We start from the raw sequence: 15047 nt of genomic DNA on the forward strand, positions 1-15047 counted from the left end.
GGTCGTGATACCCACGGGCCAGGCCGTCGCCACCGATCAGCAGTTCACCAATGGAGCCCGCCGGGTTCGGCGCCAGATCGTCGCCCAAAATGTACAGCGTGGTGTTGGCAATCGGTTTGCCGAGGTACGGCTGGCGCTGCTCGCGGGTCAGCTGCCAGGCCGCCGACCAGATGGTGGTTTCGGTCGGGCCATAAAGGTTCCAGACCTGTCCCGCCAGGCCAAGCATGCGCTGGGCCAGGTCATCGGCCAGCGCTTCGCCGCCGCAGAGGAATTTGCAGCCCTGGAGGATGGGAGCCTGTTCGTGGTCGAGCAACATGCGCCAGGTCGACGGCGTGGCCTGCACCACCGTGACCTCCTGCTGCCGGATCATTTCCAGCAGCGCTTGTGGATCCTGGGCGGTCTGCTTGTCCACCAGCACCACACGGGCACCGCTGAACAGCGGGCCGTAGATTTCCAGGCCGAAGATATCGAACGAGAACGTGGTCAGTGACAGCATGCGGTCCTGGGCGTCAATGCCCGGCTCTTTGACCATGCTCACCACAAAGTTCACCAGCGCCTGATGGCGCACCATCACCCCTTTGGGCTTGCCGGTGGAACCGGAGGTGTAAATCGCATACGCCAGGTGTTCACCGCTGATCGCTACCTGCGGATCGGCTTCGCTGTAACCGCGAGCGTGCTCGCCTTGCGGGTCGAGCGACAGGGTCTGCACACCAGCCGGAATCGGCAACAGCCCGATCAAATGTGCCTGGGTCAGAAGTAGTTGCAGACCGCTGTCTTCGATCATGTGCGCCAAACGGTCTTCGGGGTACTGCGGGTCCAGCGGCACGTAGGCACCGCCCGCCTTGAGAATCGCCAACAGACCAACGAGCATTTCCAGGCCGCGGTCGATGGCGATACCAACCAATTGATCCGGACCGACGCCCAGTTCGATCAGCCGATGCGCCAACTGGTTGGCCTGGCGATTGAGTTGTGCATAACTCAACGATTGCCCGGCGAACACCAGCGCGGTGGCCTGAGGCGTGCGCAGGGCCTGGGCTTCGATCAGTTGATGGATGCAGCGGTCGGTCGGGTATTCGGCGGCGCTGCGGTTCCAGTCCACCAGCACCTGCTGTTGTTCGGTTTCGTCGAGCAGCGTCAGTTCGCCCACCCGCTGCTGCGGATCGGCAACGATGCTGCCCAGCAGGTTTTGCCAATGCCGTGCCAGACGCTCGATGGTCGCGCCGTCAAACAGGTCGGTGGCATAGGTCAGCTGTGCGCCGAGGCCCTCGGGGCCGTCGAACGTTTCCAGGGTCAGGTCGAATTGCGCGGTGCGCGACTCCTGATGCAAGTGGCGGATCGTCAACGCAGACTCGCCCGTGCCCTGCCGGCTTTGGGTGGCACCGGTGCTCTGGTGGTTGTACATGACCTGGAACAGCGGGCTGTAACTCAGGCTGCGTTCCGGCTGCAAGGCCTCGACCAGCTGTTCGAAAGGCAGGTCCTGATGAGCCTGGGCGGCCATCGCCGTGTTCTTGACCTGGGCCAGTAACGCGCTGAACGAGGCCTGCGCATCGAATTCGGTCTTGAGCACCTGGGTGTTGACGAAGAAGCCGATCAGCCGCTCGGTCTCGACCCGGTTGCGGTTAGCAGTCGGCACGCCGACGCGAATGTCGGCCTGGCCACTGTAGCGATGCAACAAGGTCTGGAAGGACGCCAGCAACAGCATGAACAGCGTGACGTTTTCGCTTTTGGCCAAGGCTCTCAAGCGCTCGCCCAGTGCCGTCGGCAACGCCAGTTCATGACGGGCACCCCGCAGGCTCTGGACCGCCGGACGCGGGTAATCGGTGGGCAATTCCAGCACCGGATGCTCGCTGCCCAAGTGCGCCTGCCAGTAGTCCAGTTGCCGCTCGCGCTCCCCGGCTTCCATCCAGTGCCGCTGCCAGATGCCATAGTCGGCGTACTGGATCGACAACTCCGGCAAAGCGAGTTCGTGGCCCTGACGGTAGGCGCCATACAGTTGCAGCAGCTCATCGACCATGACCCGCATCGATGCGCCATCCGAGGCAATGTGATGCTGGGTCAGGGTCAGCACGTGCTCCTGCGCGCCAAGGCGCAACAGGCTGACGCGCAACAGCGGCCCGTTGACCAGGTCGAAAGGCTGTCCGGTCTGCTCAGACACGAACGCCTGAATCTGCGCCTCTTGCGACGGAGCACCAGGGTTGTCATCCAGTTCATGCACGGCGACGGTCAGGCTCACGTGCGGATGAATCACCTGCACCGCCCGCTCATCCTGCTGCTGGAACGTCGTGCGCAGGCTTTGATGACGCGCAATCAGGGTATTGAAGCCGCGTTCGAGCGCCGACACGTCAAGTTCGCCCTGCAACTGCATGGCACTGGGGATGTTGTAGGCGACGCTGTCGGGGTCCATCTGCCAGAGAAACCACTGGCGTTCCTGAGCAAAGGACAGCGGCACCGGATCGAACTGCGACTGTGTTTCGGGAATCGGCAAGTTCGCCGGCGAAACACCCTCCTCAAGCATCTTCTGCAGATAGACCCTGCGCTTGTCGAGCGGCAAAGTAATGAAGCGCCGGGCGATCTTCAAAGCGACATTGGTATCCATCAAGCTTCCTCCATTTCGTCAAGCAGGGCGTCCAGCTTGCTCAGTTTCAACGTATCGACCTGCTCACCTGCGGTTGCCAGACTGCTGACGAAATCCGTGAGTACGGGGTGTTGAAAAATCAGTTGTGGGGTCAGTTTCAGGCCCAGTTCCAGTTGCAGGCGTGAAACCACATTGACGGCCAGCAACGAGTGGCCGCCCAGTTCGAAAAAGTTATCCAGCAAGCCGACCCGCTCGATTTGCAGTACGTGCTGCCAGATCGCCGCGACCTGCTGCTCGCGCTCGCTCTGCGGGGCGATATAACGCACCTGCAAATGACTGGTCTCCACAGTCGGCAACGCCTTGCGGTCGAGTTTGCCGTTAGGCGTCAGTGGCAGGCTGGCGAGGAACAACAAGTGCGCCGGAACCATGAACTCCGGCAGGGATTCCTTGAGCCGTGCCTTGAGTTCATCGCGCAAAGACTGCTGATCGTCGGCGGCAGTGAGGTCCAGTTGTGGCGCAACCACGTAGGCCACCAGTTGCTGACTGCCCAAGGCTTCCTGAGCCAGCACCGCCACTTCGCGGACCGCCGGTTGCTCCAGCAGACGCGCTTCGATTTCACCCAGTTCGATGCGGAAACCGCGGATCTTCACTTGATGGTCGATCCGCCCTCGGTACTCGAGCACGCCATCAGCCTGATAACGGGTCAAATCGCCGGTGCGGTACAGGCGCTCGCCGTTGCTGGCGAACGGGTTCGGCACGTACTTCTCGGCCGTCATGCCCGGCCGGCCCAGGTAACCCCGGGTGATGCCGGCACCGGCCAGGTACAGCTCGGAGGACACGCCCAAAGGCACCGGTTGCAAATCGGCATCCAGCAGGTAACTGGCGGTGTGTTTGAGCGGCCGGCCAATGTTCGCCGTGCCACCCGCCTCGCGGCGGGTCCAGGTGGAATAGGTAGTGTCTTCCGACGGGCCGTAGAGGTCGTAGACATGCTCCACGGTCGGTTGCCCATAAAGCGCGTCGACCAGCGACTGCTTCAGCGGCTCACCAGCGAGGTTGATGATGCGCACACCCGGCGGAATCTGCCCGGCGCTCTGCAGCGCATTGATCGCCGACGGCACGGTGTTGATCAGGCGCACCTGATCCCGAGCCGGCAATTGCGGCAACTCCATGGCGTTGCGCGCGATGATCAACGAACCACCGTTGGCCAGGGTGACAAACAACTCCCACACCGACAGGTCGAAGCACACCGAGGTCGAGGCCAACACCCCCTGAATGTCGTCGCGGCTGTACACCGATTGCGACCAGTCGATCAGCGCCAGCACATTGCGATGGGCGATGGCCACGCCTTTGGGTTTGCCGGTGGAGCCGGAGGTGTAGATCACATAAGCCAGGTTATCCGGCGTGACACGAGTGATCGGGGCGCTGCGCGGATAATCCGCCAGCTGCGGCTCGATCAGGTCCATCAGCAGCACTTGGGTTTCGGCAGTGACGTTCAACGTTGCAGCAACAGCCTGCTCGGTCAGCAACACCCGCGCATGGCTGTCTTCGAGCATATAGGCCACGCGATCGGCCGGGTAATCCGGGTCCAACGGCACGTAGGCACCGCCGGCCTTGAGCACCGCGAGCAGCGCGACCAGCAGGCTGTCCGAGCGCTGCATCGCCACGCCGACCCGCACTTCCGGGCCCACGCCCAACTCGATCAGCTTGTGGGCGAGACGGTTGGCGCGGCCATCAAGTTCGGCGTAAGTCAGCTGTTGGCTGGCGAAGGTGACCGCCAGCGCGTCCGGTTGGGCGGCGACTTGGCGGTCGATCAACTGATGAATGCACAGGTCTTGGGCAAAACCTTCGTCAGCGCGGTTCCAGTCCAGCAAGAGCTGTTGCTGTTCGGTCTCATCCAACAGCACCAACTCGCCGAGGCAGCGTTCACCGGCGTCGATCATCTGGCTCAACAGGTGCTGCAAATGAGCCGCCAATTGCGCCACCGTCGCCGATGCAAAACTGGCGCGCTGATAGCTCATGTGCACCGACAATTGAGTGTCGAGGCTCACCAGCAGGGTCAACGGATAGTTGGTCTGCTCCAGACTTGCCACCGGACCAAAGCGCAGTCCTTGCGGCGCGCCCTGCTCCAGGGCTTGGGAAATCGGGTAGTTCTCGAACACCAAGATGTTGTCGAACAGCGCTTCACCGCCCTGCCCGGCCCAGCGTTGAATATCGAACAGCGCGGTGTGTTCGAACTCGCGCAATGCCAGATTTTGCGCCTGCACCGCTTGCAGCCAGCTGTTGAGCGATTGCTCGGCCCGAGGGCTTGCGATCACCGGCAAGGTGTTGATGAACAGACCGATCTGTTGCTCGACACCCGGTAGGTCGGCCGGACGACCGGCAACCGTTGAGCCGAAGGCCACGGTGTTTTTACCCGTGTAGCGTTGCAGCAGCAGCAACCAGGCTGCCTGCACCAGCGTGTTGACAGTGACTTTCGAGGCCCGGGCAAACTCGCCCAGACGCCGGGTTTGATCGGCATCCAGTACCTGGAAATGATCGCCATAACCTTGGGTGTCGATAGACGTTTGAGGCTTCGCGACGGTCTGGGCCAAACGCGTCGGCTCGTCCAGCGCGTGCAGCGCCGGGGTCCAGAACGCTTCGCTGGCTGCCGTGTCCTGACGTTGCAGCCAAGCGATGTAATCGCGATAACGCCCGCTGTGAGTGGCGTTGAACTGACCGCTGTAACGCTGCAGCACTTCACCGAGCAACTGCGAGTTGCTCCAGCCATCCATCAGGATGTGATGGTTGGTGTAGATCAGGTGATGACGGTTGTCGTCGATGCGCGCGATCACCAAACGCAACAAGGTCGACGAGCTCAAGTTCAGGTTTTGGCGCTCAGTGTCGGCGAGCGTCTGCAAGTTCTGATCGCGCTGCGGATGCACGCGCAAATCATGCAGGCTGTAAGGCATTTGCGCGTGTTTGCTGACCACTTGCACCGGGTTTTCCAGTTCGCCCTGCCAGACAAACCGTGTACGCAGAATGTCGTGGGCATCCACGACCGCTTGCCAGGCCTGATGGAAACGCTCGGGGTCCAGCCCTTCGACGTCCAGGCGTAACTGGTTGATGTAATCGCCCGTGGTTTCTTCGTACACGGCATGGAACAACATGCCCTGTTGCATCGGCGACAATGGATACAGGTCTTCGATCGACTGCGGCGCCAGCGGCAAGCCATCCAGTTGTGCCTGGCTCAAGCGCGCCAGCGGGAAGTCCGACGGGGTGATGCCGTGATTTCCGGTCTGGCAGCAATGGGCGATCAGTGCTTGCAGTTCCAGTGCGTAATCGTCGGCCAGACCCTGGATGGTCGCCTCATTGAACATTTCACGGCTGAAGGTCCAGCCCAGGTTCAGTTCGCCGCCATACACCTGACCATTGAGGGCCAGTTGGTTAGCCAATGGCGCGTTGGCATCCAGCTCATCGCCAGCCGCTTCGCTGGACGGCACGAACAACGCGCCGTCAGCTTCGGTGAAGCTGCCGTCGAACTGGCCAAGGTAGTTGAAGGTCAGACACGGCACCGGCAATTGGCTGAGAGTTTTACGTGCAGCCTCGTCACCCAGATGGGCCAGCGCACCAAAACCGATGCCCTTGTTCGGGATCGCGCGCAGCTGTTCCTTGATCTGTTTCAGCGAGCCGCCAAGGTCTGCGACCGGCGTCAGTTTCGCCGGGTACAGGCTGGTGAACCAGCCGACCGTGCGGGTCAGGTCAATGCCGTCGAACAGCTCTTCACGGCCATGACCTTCAAGCTGGATCAATGTGCTGTCGGCGCCGGTCCAGCGCACCATGACGCGGGCCAGTGCGGTCAGCAGCAAATCGTTGACTTGGGTGCGATAGGCCGCCGGGGCGTCTTGCAGCAATTGGCGGGTCAGTTCCTTGTTCAGTTGCGTACGCACCGTCAGTGCGTGTCGGTTCTGTTGCCCGCCCTGGGGATTATCCGCCGGCAAAGCCACTTCGACGCCTTGCAACTGCTGTTGCCACCAGGCCAGTTCGGTGCGCAGTTCAGCGCTGTGAGCGTAGGTTTGCAGGTGCTCGGCCCAGACCTTGGCGGCACTGGTTTTGGCTGGCAATTGCAGGGTTTCGCCGGTCAACAGTTGACGGTAGGCGGTTTGCAGATCGTCGAACAGAATGCGCCACGACACGCCGTCCACCACCAAATGGTGGATCGCCAGCAACAGTCGCTGACTGCCGTCATCGAGGTTCGCCAGCACCGCACGCATCAGTGGCCCGTCTTGCAGGTTCAGGCTGCGTTGCGCTTCGTTGGCTACCGCTTCCAGTGCCGTGGCGTCGGCGACATCGACCGCCCAGACCATCGCATCGGTCTGGCTGTCCAGCGCACGGTACTGCGCCTGCCAACCCTCGGCCTGTTCGGCGAAGCTCAAGCGCAAGCCATCGTGGTGCGCAACCAGTGCGCCCAAAGCCAGCTCCAGCACGTTGGCATTCAAGGTTTGCGTCGGCTTGAGCATCACCGCCTGGTTCCAGTGCTGGCGCTCGGGGATGGCCTGTCCGAAGAACACCTGTTGCACTGGCAACAACGCCAGTTCGCCAGTCACCGGCCCTTGATCGATGACCTGAGCCTGTTCGCCAAGCCGCGCCACCGTGGCCAGTGCCTGAATGGTCTGGTGCTGGAACAGGTCTTTTGGCGTGAAGCGGATACCGGCCTGTCGGGCGCGGCTGACCACTTGAATCGAGATGATCGAATCGCCGCCCAGCTCGAAGAAGTTGTCGCTCAAACCGACCTGATCGAGTTTCAGCACGTCCTGCCAGATCGTCGCCAGTTGCTGCTCCAGTGCGCTTTGCGGCGCCACGTAGGCTTGCTGCAATTGACTGACGTCCGGTTTGGGCAGGTTCTTGCGGTCGAGTTTGCCGTTGGGGGTCAGAGGCAGGCGCTCAAGCAGCAGCAAATAAGCCGGCACCATGTGCGCCGGCAGCACGGCTTTAAGTTGTTCGCGCAGGCTTTCGGCGAAATCGGCGCGATCGGCATTGAGCGCGTCGGCCACCACATAAGCCACCAGGCGCTTGCCGCTGCCGGCGGTGCCTTCCTGGGCAACCACCACGGCTTCGCGCACACCTTCGAGGGTTTGCAGGCGCGCTTCGATTTCTCCCAGCTCGATACGGAAACCGCGAATTTTCACCTGATTGTCGATGCGATCCAGATAATCGAAAGTGCCGTCGGCACGCTGACGCACCAGGTCACCGGTGCGGTACAGCAGGCCACCGACAACGCTGAACGGATCGGCGACAAACCGTTCCGCCGTCAGCCCCGGACGGTTCAGGTAACCCCGGGCAAGGCCCGTGCCGCCCAAGTACAATTCACCGGCCATACCTTGGGGCAGCAGGTTCAGGTCGGCGTCCAGCACGTAAGCGCTGCGGTCACCGATACGACTGCCGATCGGCGCATAGGCCGCACCACACTGCACGTCGCGCCCGGCCTTCCAGATCAGCGGCGTGACCACGGTTTCGGTCGGGCCGTAGCCGTTGATGATGTAGTCCGGATCGAGCGCGCGCTTGACCCGCTCGAAACTGGCGTTGGGCACGGCATCGCCGCCGAAGCAGTAGATCCGCACCTTCGGCGGGTTGCCTTCACGTTCGGCATGCTCGGCCAGTTGTTGCAGGTAGACCGGCGGGAACGCCACCACCGTCACGCCGTGTTCGCGCATGGCGTTGTAAGTCTGCTCCGGGGTCCAGAGACTGTCGTCGCGAATCAGCAGCGAGGCGCCGTGGGTCAGGCTGGTCAGCCAACGCTCGTGGGCGCCGTCGAATGCGAAAGACATGAAGTGGAATTCACAGTCACTGTCACGCATTTCATAGCGCTCGCCGATGGCCTGGCAGTGCATCGCCAGCGGGCCATGGGCAACGCTCACGCCTTTGGGATTACCGGTGGAGCCGGAGGTGTAGATGACGTAAGCGAGGTTCTGCGGATCGAGCTGCACCTCAGGCGCATTGAGGGATTGGCTGCGCAGATCGAGGCGGTCGAGCTCCAGCACCGGGACCGAATCTTCCACCGGCAACTGCGCAGAAACAGCAGAATCGGTCAGCAGCAACGCCAGCCCCGAATCCTCAATCAGATAGGCCAGGCGTTCACGCGGGTAGCTGGTGTCCAGCGGCACGTAGGCACCGCCGGCCTTGAGCACCGCCAGCAACGCGACGATCACACCTTCGCTACGCGGCAAGGCCACGCCAACCCGGCTTTCCGGGCCGACACCTCGCGCGATCAGGGCGTGGGCCAACTGATTGGCGCGTCGGTCGATATCGCCATAACTGAAACGCTGACCGGCGAAGATCACCGCCGTGCGCTCCGGGCGCTGGGCAGCGAGCTCGGCGATGCGTTGGTGAACGGCGACATTCACCGGATACGGTTGCGGGCGGTTACTGGCCTGTTGCTGCGCGAGTTCGGCGGAGCTGGCCAGGGCGATTTCACCGAGGTTGCGTTCGGCCGACTCGGCAAACTGTTCCAGCAGTTGCAGCAGGTGCGCACTGATGCGCTCGATCGCCGGCATGGAGAAATGCGCCCGGTCGAAGCTGTAATGCAGTGCCAGCGTCTGGCCCAGCGTCACCGCGACACTCAACGGATAATGGGTTTGCTCAAGGTTGGCGACTTCGCCGAACACCACACCTTGCTCCGCCCCCTGTTGCAGCGCCTGGGCAATCGGGTAGTTCTCGAACACCAGAATATTGTCGAACAGCGCTTCGCCACCCTGCCCGGCCCAGCGTTGAATGTCCGCCAGCGGCGTGTGTTCGAACTCGCGCAGGCTGAGGTTTTGCGCCTGTACGGCTTGCAACCAGTGGCCGACGCTCTGGTCCGGACGCGGCGCGCCGATCACCGGCAAGGTATTGATGAACAAGCCGACAGCTTGCTCGATGCCGGGCAAGTCTGCCGGGCGCCCAGCCACCGTGGCACCGAAGGCCACGGTTTCGTGACCGGTGTAGCGTTGCAGCAACAACAGCCATGCGGCTTGCACCAGGGTGTTGAGGGTGACTTTCTGTAGTCGGGCAAAGGCTTCAAGGCCTTGGGTGCGACTGACTTCCAGGGTCTGGAAGTGATCGCCGTGCCCGCTAAGGGTTTCGTTGCCAGACACCACCAGGGCCAGCCGGGTCGGCTCTTGCAAGGAGGCCAAAGGCTCGCTCCAGAAATCCTGGCTCAATTGTGCATCCTGACGCTGCAACCAACCGATGTAATCGCGATAGCGCGCGACGGAGGACACCGGCGCGCGACCGCTGTAACGCTGCAGGACTTCGCCGAGCAACTGCGAATTGCTCCAGCCGTCCATCAGGATGTGGTGATGGGTATAAATCAGGTGCCAACTATCGACGGCGGTTTGCACCAGTACCAGTCGCAGCAACGGTGCCAGGCTCAGGTCGAACCCTTGTTGGCGTTCGGCATCAGCCCGCTCACTCAAGGCCTGAACCTGATCGCCACGCTCACGCCAGTCGAGCACAGTGAACGGCAACTGAACCTGCTTGTGGACGATCTGAACCGGTTGCTCCAGTTCACCCTGCCAGACAAAGCCTGTGCGCAGGATGTCTTGAGCATCGACAGTGGCCTGCCAGGTCGCGAGGAAACGCTCGGGGTCGATGCCTTGCACATCCACCCGCAGCTGATTGATGTACTCGCCCGCCGCCTGCTCGTAAAGGGTGTGGAACAACAGCCCCTGCTGCATCGGCGATAGCGGGTAGAGGTCGTCGAGTTGTCCGGCGGCCACCGGTAGTGCATCGAGTTGTGCCTGGGTGATGCGCGCCAGCGGGAAGTCCGACGGCGTAGCCTGTGGGGTTTCGAGGGTGCAGCAATGTTCGATCAACGCATTGAGTTCGACAGCGTATTGATCAACCAGCTGCTGGATGGTCGCCGTGTCGAACATCTCACGGCTGAAGCCCCAACTCATCGACAGCTCACCGCCGTACACCTGACCTTCGACCGTTAGCCAGTTGGCCAACGGCGCCGACGGATCCTGGGCCGCTCCACTGCCATCGCTGGACGGCACAAACAGCGCCGCCTCGTCGAACTGGCGGTCGAACTGCCCCAGGTAGTTGAAGGTGATGCGCGGCTGCGGCAGGGCTGCCAGTGCGGCGCCAATGTGCGGATCGGCCAGGTAGCGCAGCACACCGTATCCCAGACCTTTGTCCGGTACCGCGCGCAATTGCTCCTTGACCGTTTTGATCGATGCGCCGAGATCGCCGGCCGGGGTCAGGTTGACCGGAAACAGGCTGGTGAACCAGCCAACGGTGCGGGTCAAATCGATGTCGTCGAACAGGTCTTCGCGGCCATGCCCTTCGAGCTGGATCAGCGTGCTGCACTGCCCGGTCCAGCGGCACATGGCCCTCGTCAGCGCAGTCAGCAGCAGATCATTGACCTGGGTGCGGTAGGCGGCTGGCGCCTGTTGCAGCAGTTTGCGGGTTCGCTCGGCGTCGAAGGTCAGTTCGATTTTCTGCTCGAAACGGTTTTGCAGTGCGCCGTCAGGGCGGTCGCACGGCAAGTCGTTTTGCGCAGCATCGCGCAGTTCGGCCTGCCAATAATCGATACTGTTCTGGAATGTCGGCAGGTGGCTTTGCAGACGAGCCACCCAGCGTTGGTAGGAACTGGTTTTCGCCGCAGCGGTCAGCGTCGAGCCGTCGCGTATCTGACAGTAGAATTGCTGAAGGTCCTCCAGCAACACCCGCCACGAAACACCGTCCACGACCAGGTGATGAATAGCCAACAGCAGCCGTTGCGTGCCGTCGGCCATGTCCACCAACAGCGCTCGCAGCAATGGGCCGTGTCTCAGATCAAGACTGCGCTGGGCTTCATCGCACAGGGCATTCAGTTCTTCGGCCGATTGCGCCGAGCGTTGCCACAACACCGACTCGCTGGACGCCGCGTCATAGGCTTGCTGCCAACCGACATCAGTCATTTCATATCGCAGACGCAAACCGTCGTGATGCTTGAGCAACTGCGCCAACGCTTGATCCAGCACCCCGGCATCCAGCGTTTCGCGTGGGACCAGCAGCAGCGACTGGTTCCAGTGTTGACGCTGCGCAATGGCTTGCTCGAAGAACCAGTGCTGCACCGGCGTCAGGGCCACCGCGCCAACGGCCGGACCTTGATCGATCAGGTTCTGTTCACCGCTGCGGGCCACTTGCGCCAGGCTGCGAATGGTCTGGTGCTGGAACAGGTCCTTGGGACTCAACACGATGCCCGCCTGACGCGCGCGGCTGACCACCTGCATCGACACAATGGAGTCGCCGCCCAGTTCGAAGAAGTTGTCTTCCAGACCGACGTTGTCGATGGCCAGGACGTCCTGCCAGATCGCTGCCACGGACTTTTCCAGCGCCGAACGTGGCGCCACGTGTTCGCGTTGCTGCTGAGTGCCGTCGACCGCAGGCAAGGCTTTGCGGTCGAGTTTGCCGTTGGGCGTCAGCGGCAATTGTTCGAGGAACAGCAGATAAGCCGGCACCATGTAATCCGGTAAATGTTGGCGCAACGCGGCTTTCAGGGTTTCACGCAGGCTCGCTTGAAGATCGGCATCACCCGCTAACACTGCGGCATCGGCCGGCACGATGTAGGCGACCAATTGCTGACCGCTGGCGCCGTCCTGCGCCAGCACTGCCAGTTCGCGCACCGCGTCCTGCTGCAACAGCCGCGCTTCGATTTCACCGAGTTCGATACGAAATCCCCGAACCTTGACCTGATGGTCGATGCGACCGACGTATTGCAATGCACCGTCGACCTGATAACGGGTCAAATCGCCCGTGCGATACAGGCGCTCGCCGTTGCTGGCGAACGGGTTCGGCACGTACTTCTCGGCGGTCATGCCCGGCCGCGCCAGGTAACCTCGGGTGATGCCGGCGCCAGCCAGGTACAGCTCGGCCGATACACCTTGGGGCACCGGTTGCAGATCGGCGTCCAGCAAATAGCCGGCGGTGTGTTTGAGCGGGCGGCCGATGTTGGCGGTGCCGCCGGCTTCGCGCCGAGTCCAGGTGGAATAGGTGGTGTCTTCCGATGGACCGTAGAGGTCGTAGACGTGCTCGAGGGTCGACTGCTGATACAACGCATCCACCAAGCTCTGCTTCAGCGGCTCACCGGCGAGGTTGATGATGCGCACACTCGGCGGAATCTGTCCGTCGCGCTGCAATGCATTGATCGCCGATGGCACGGTGTTGATCAGGCGCACCTGATCACGAGCCAGCAATTGCGGCAACTCCAGGGCGTTGCGCGCGATGATCACTGAGCCGCCATTGGCCAAGGTGACAAACAGCTCCCACACCGACAGGTCGAAGCACACCGACGTCGAGGCCAGTACACCCTGAATATCGTCGCGGCTATAGACCGATTGCGACCAGTCGATCAGCGCCAGCACGTTGCGATGGGCGATGGCCACGCCTTTGGGCTTGCCGGTGGAGCCGGAGGTGTAGATCACGTAAGCCAGATTATCCGGCGTGACGCGGGTCACCGGCGCGCTGCTCGGGTAAGCGGCCAGCCACGGCTCTGCGGCGTCCATCAGCAGCACTTGGGTTTGCGCAGTCACGGGCAGCGTCGCGGCCAACGCCTGCTCGGTCAACAGCACCAAGGCGCGACTATCTTCGAGCATGTAGGCCACTCGTTCGGCCGGGTAATCCGGGTCCAGCGGCACGTAGGCACCGCCGGCCTTGAGCACCGCCAGCAACGCCACCAGCAGACTGTCGGTACGCTGCATCGCCACGCCGACCCGCACTTCCGGCCCCGCACCCGACTCGATCAGTTTATGGGCCAGACGATTGGCCTGAGCGTCGAGTTCGGCGTAGGTCAGTTGTTTTGCCGCGAAGGTCACCGCCAGCGCGTCCGGCATGGCCGCGACTTGCCTGGCGATCAGCTCATGGATGCACAGATCATCGGCGAATCCTTGGTCAGCGCGGTTCCAGTCGTGAACGATGCGCTGATACTCCGCTGTTTCAAGCAACGGCAAATCGCTGATGCGCTGCTGGCTGTCGTTGACCATGCCGCGCAACAGATGGGTCCAGTGCCGTGCCATGCGGGCGATGGTCGCGGCGTCGAACAGGTCGTTGGCGTAGGTCAGCGCGGCGTGCAGTTTGCCGGCCTTTTCATAGGTATCCAGGGTCAGGTCGAACTGGGTGGTGCGCCCTTCCCATTCGATCACGCCCAGTTCCAGGCCCGACGCGGTGGCGACTGTGGAAATGTCTGCCACCTGCGGCTGATGGTTATACATCACCTGGAACAACGGCGTGTGACTGAGGCTGCGCTCCAGCTTCAACGCTTCCACCAGCCGCTCGAACGGCAAGTCCTGATGGGCCTGGGCGCCGAGGGCGGTTTCCTTGATGTCACTGAGCAAATCGGCCACGCGAGTCTGGCCGTCGAGCCGGGTCCGCAGCACTTGGGTGTTGACGAAGAAACCGATCAGGCCTTCGATTTCACCGCGGTTGCGATTGGCGATCGGCACGCCGACGCGGATGTCGGTCTGCCCGGTGTAACGGTGCAGCAAGGCGTTGAAAGCGCCGAGCAACAGCATGAACAAGGTAATGTTGTGTTTCTGCGCGGTGGCTCGCAGTTGCTCGGCCAGTTGGCCATCGATCCCGAACTCATAACGTGTACCGCGATAGCTGGGCATCGCCGGGCGCGGGTGATCGGTGGGCAACTCCAGCACCGGGTGCTCGTCGCCCAATTGGGCTTGCCAGTATTCCAGTTGCCGCGCCTGTTCCCCGGCTTCCAGCCAGCGGCGTTGCCACAACGCATAGTCGCTGTACTGAATCGGCAGCGGTGCGAGCTGCGGTTGCGCGCCTGCATCATGGGCGTCGTAGCAGCGGATGAACTCATCGATCAACACATTCATCGACCAGCCATCAGAAACGATGTGGTGCAAGGTCAGTAGCAGCACGTGCTCCTGCTCGGCGAGCTTGAGCAGCTTGACCCGCAGCAGCGGCCCGACGGCAAGGTCGAACGGCAGCAACGATTGCTGCTGGGCGGCCTCGGCCACGGCCTGCTCGCGCTCAAGGGCCGGCAAGGCGCTGAAATCGACCTGTTCGATCACCAGCGGCACACTGGCCGGCACTTGTTGCAGGGTCTCGTCGGCCTGACGCTGGAACACCGTGCGCAGGGTTTCATGACGCGCCACCAGGCTGGCGAACGCCTGCTCCAGGGCCGGCAGATTCAACCGCCCGGTCAGACGCACCGCACCCGGCAAGTTATAGGCGCCACTGTGCGGGTCCAGTTGCCAGAGAAACCACATGCGCTGCTGAGCGTAGGACAGCGCCTGCCGGTCCTCGGCCTCGACCCCTTGCGGAATCGGAAAACGGGCGAAGTCCACGCCCTCCTTGTGCAAGGCCGCAAGGAACATCTGGCGCTTTTCCAGGGGCAACCCGATAAACCGGCGAGCAAGTTTCAAGGAGTCTTCAGCATTCATTTCTTAGCATCCGGATCAGTAGGCAGGAAGCACAAAGGCACGTCGTCCCTATAAAACGAATGCAGACCGGA

Annotated in this window: 2 protein-coding genes (1 of these 2 only partly in view); both read right to left on the minus strand. The window is 62.2% G+C overall.

Annotated features, from left to right (window positions below):
• A protein-coding gene (locus KGB18_RS14615) for a non-ribosomal peptide synthase/polyketide synthase (protein WP_223570146.1) crosses the window boundary here: on the minus strand, nt 1-2596 show its beginning. It extends 10931 nt beyond the left edge of the window; 2596 of the gene's 13527 nt are visible here — the first part of the coding sequence; the start codon lies at nt 2594-2596; its stop codon lies beyond the left edge, outside the window.
• Nucleotides 2596-14976 carry a non-ribosomal peptide synthetase gene (locus tag KGB18_RS14620; RefSeq protein WP_223570147.1) on the minus strand — a complete coding sequence of 4127 codons (12381 nt, stop codon included), beginning with the start codon at nt 14974-14976 and terminating at the stop codon, nt 2596-2598. Before KGB18_RS14620 ends, KGB18_RS14615 begins: the two co-directional genes overlap by 1 nt.
• Nucleotides 14977-15047 lie beyond the last annotated feature (71 nt).

The organism is Pseudomonas sp. BF-R-26 (genome assembly GCF_019947395.1).
Classification (GTDB): domain Bacteria; phylum Pseudomonadota; class Gammaproteobacteria; order Pseudomonadales; family Pseudomonadaceae; genus Aquipseudomonas; species Aquipseudomonas farris.

Bases quoted from the DNA above. Each gene is read 5' to 3' on its own strand.
- KGB18_RS14620 (WP_223570147.1), bottom strand. From the start codon at position 14,976: ATGAATGCTGAAGACTCCTTGAAACTTGCTCGCCGGTTTATCGGGTTG.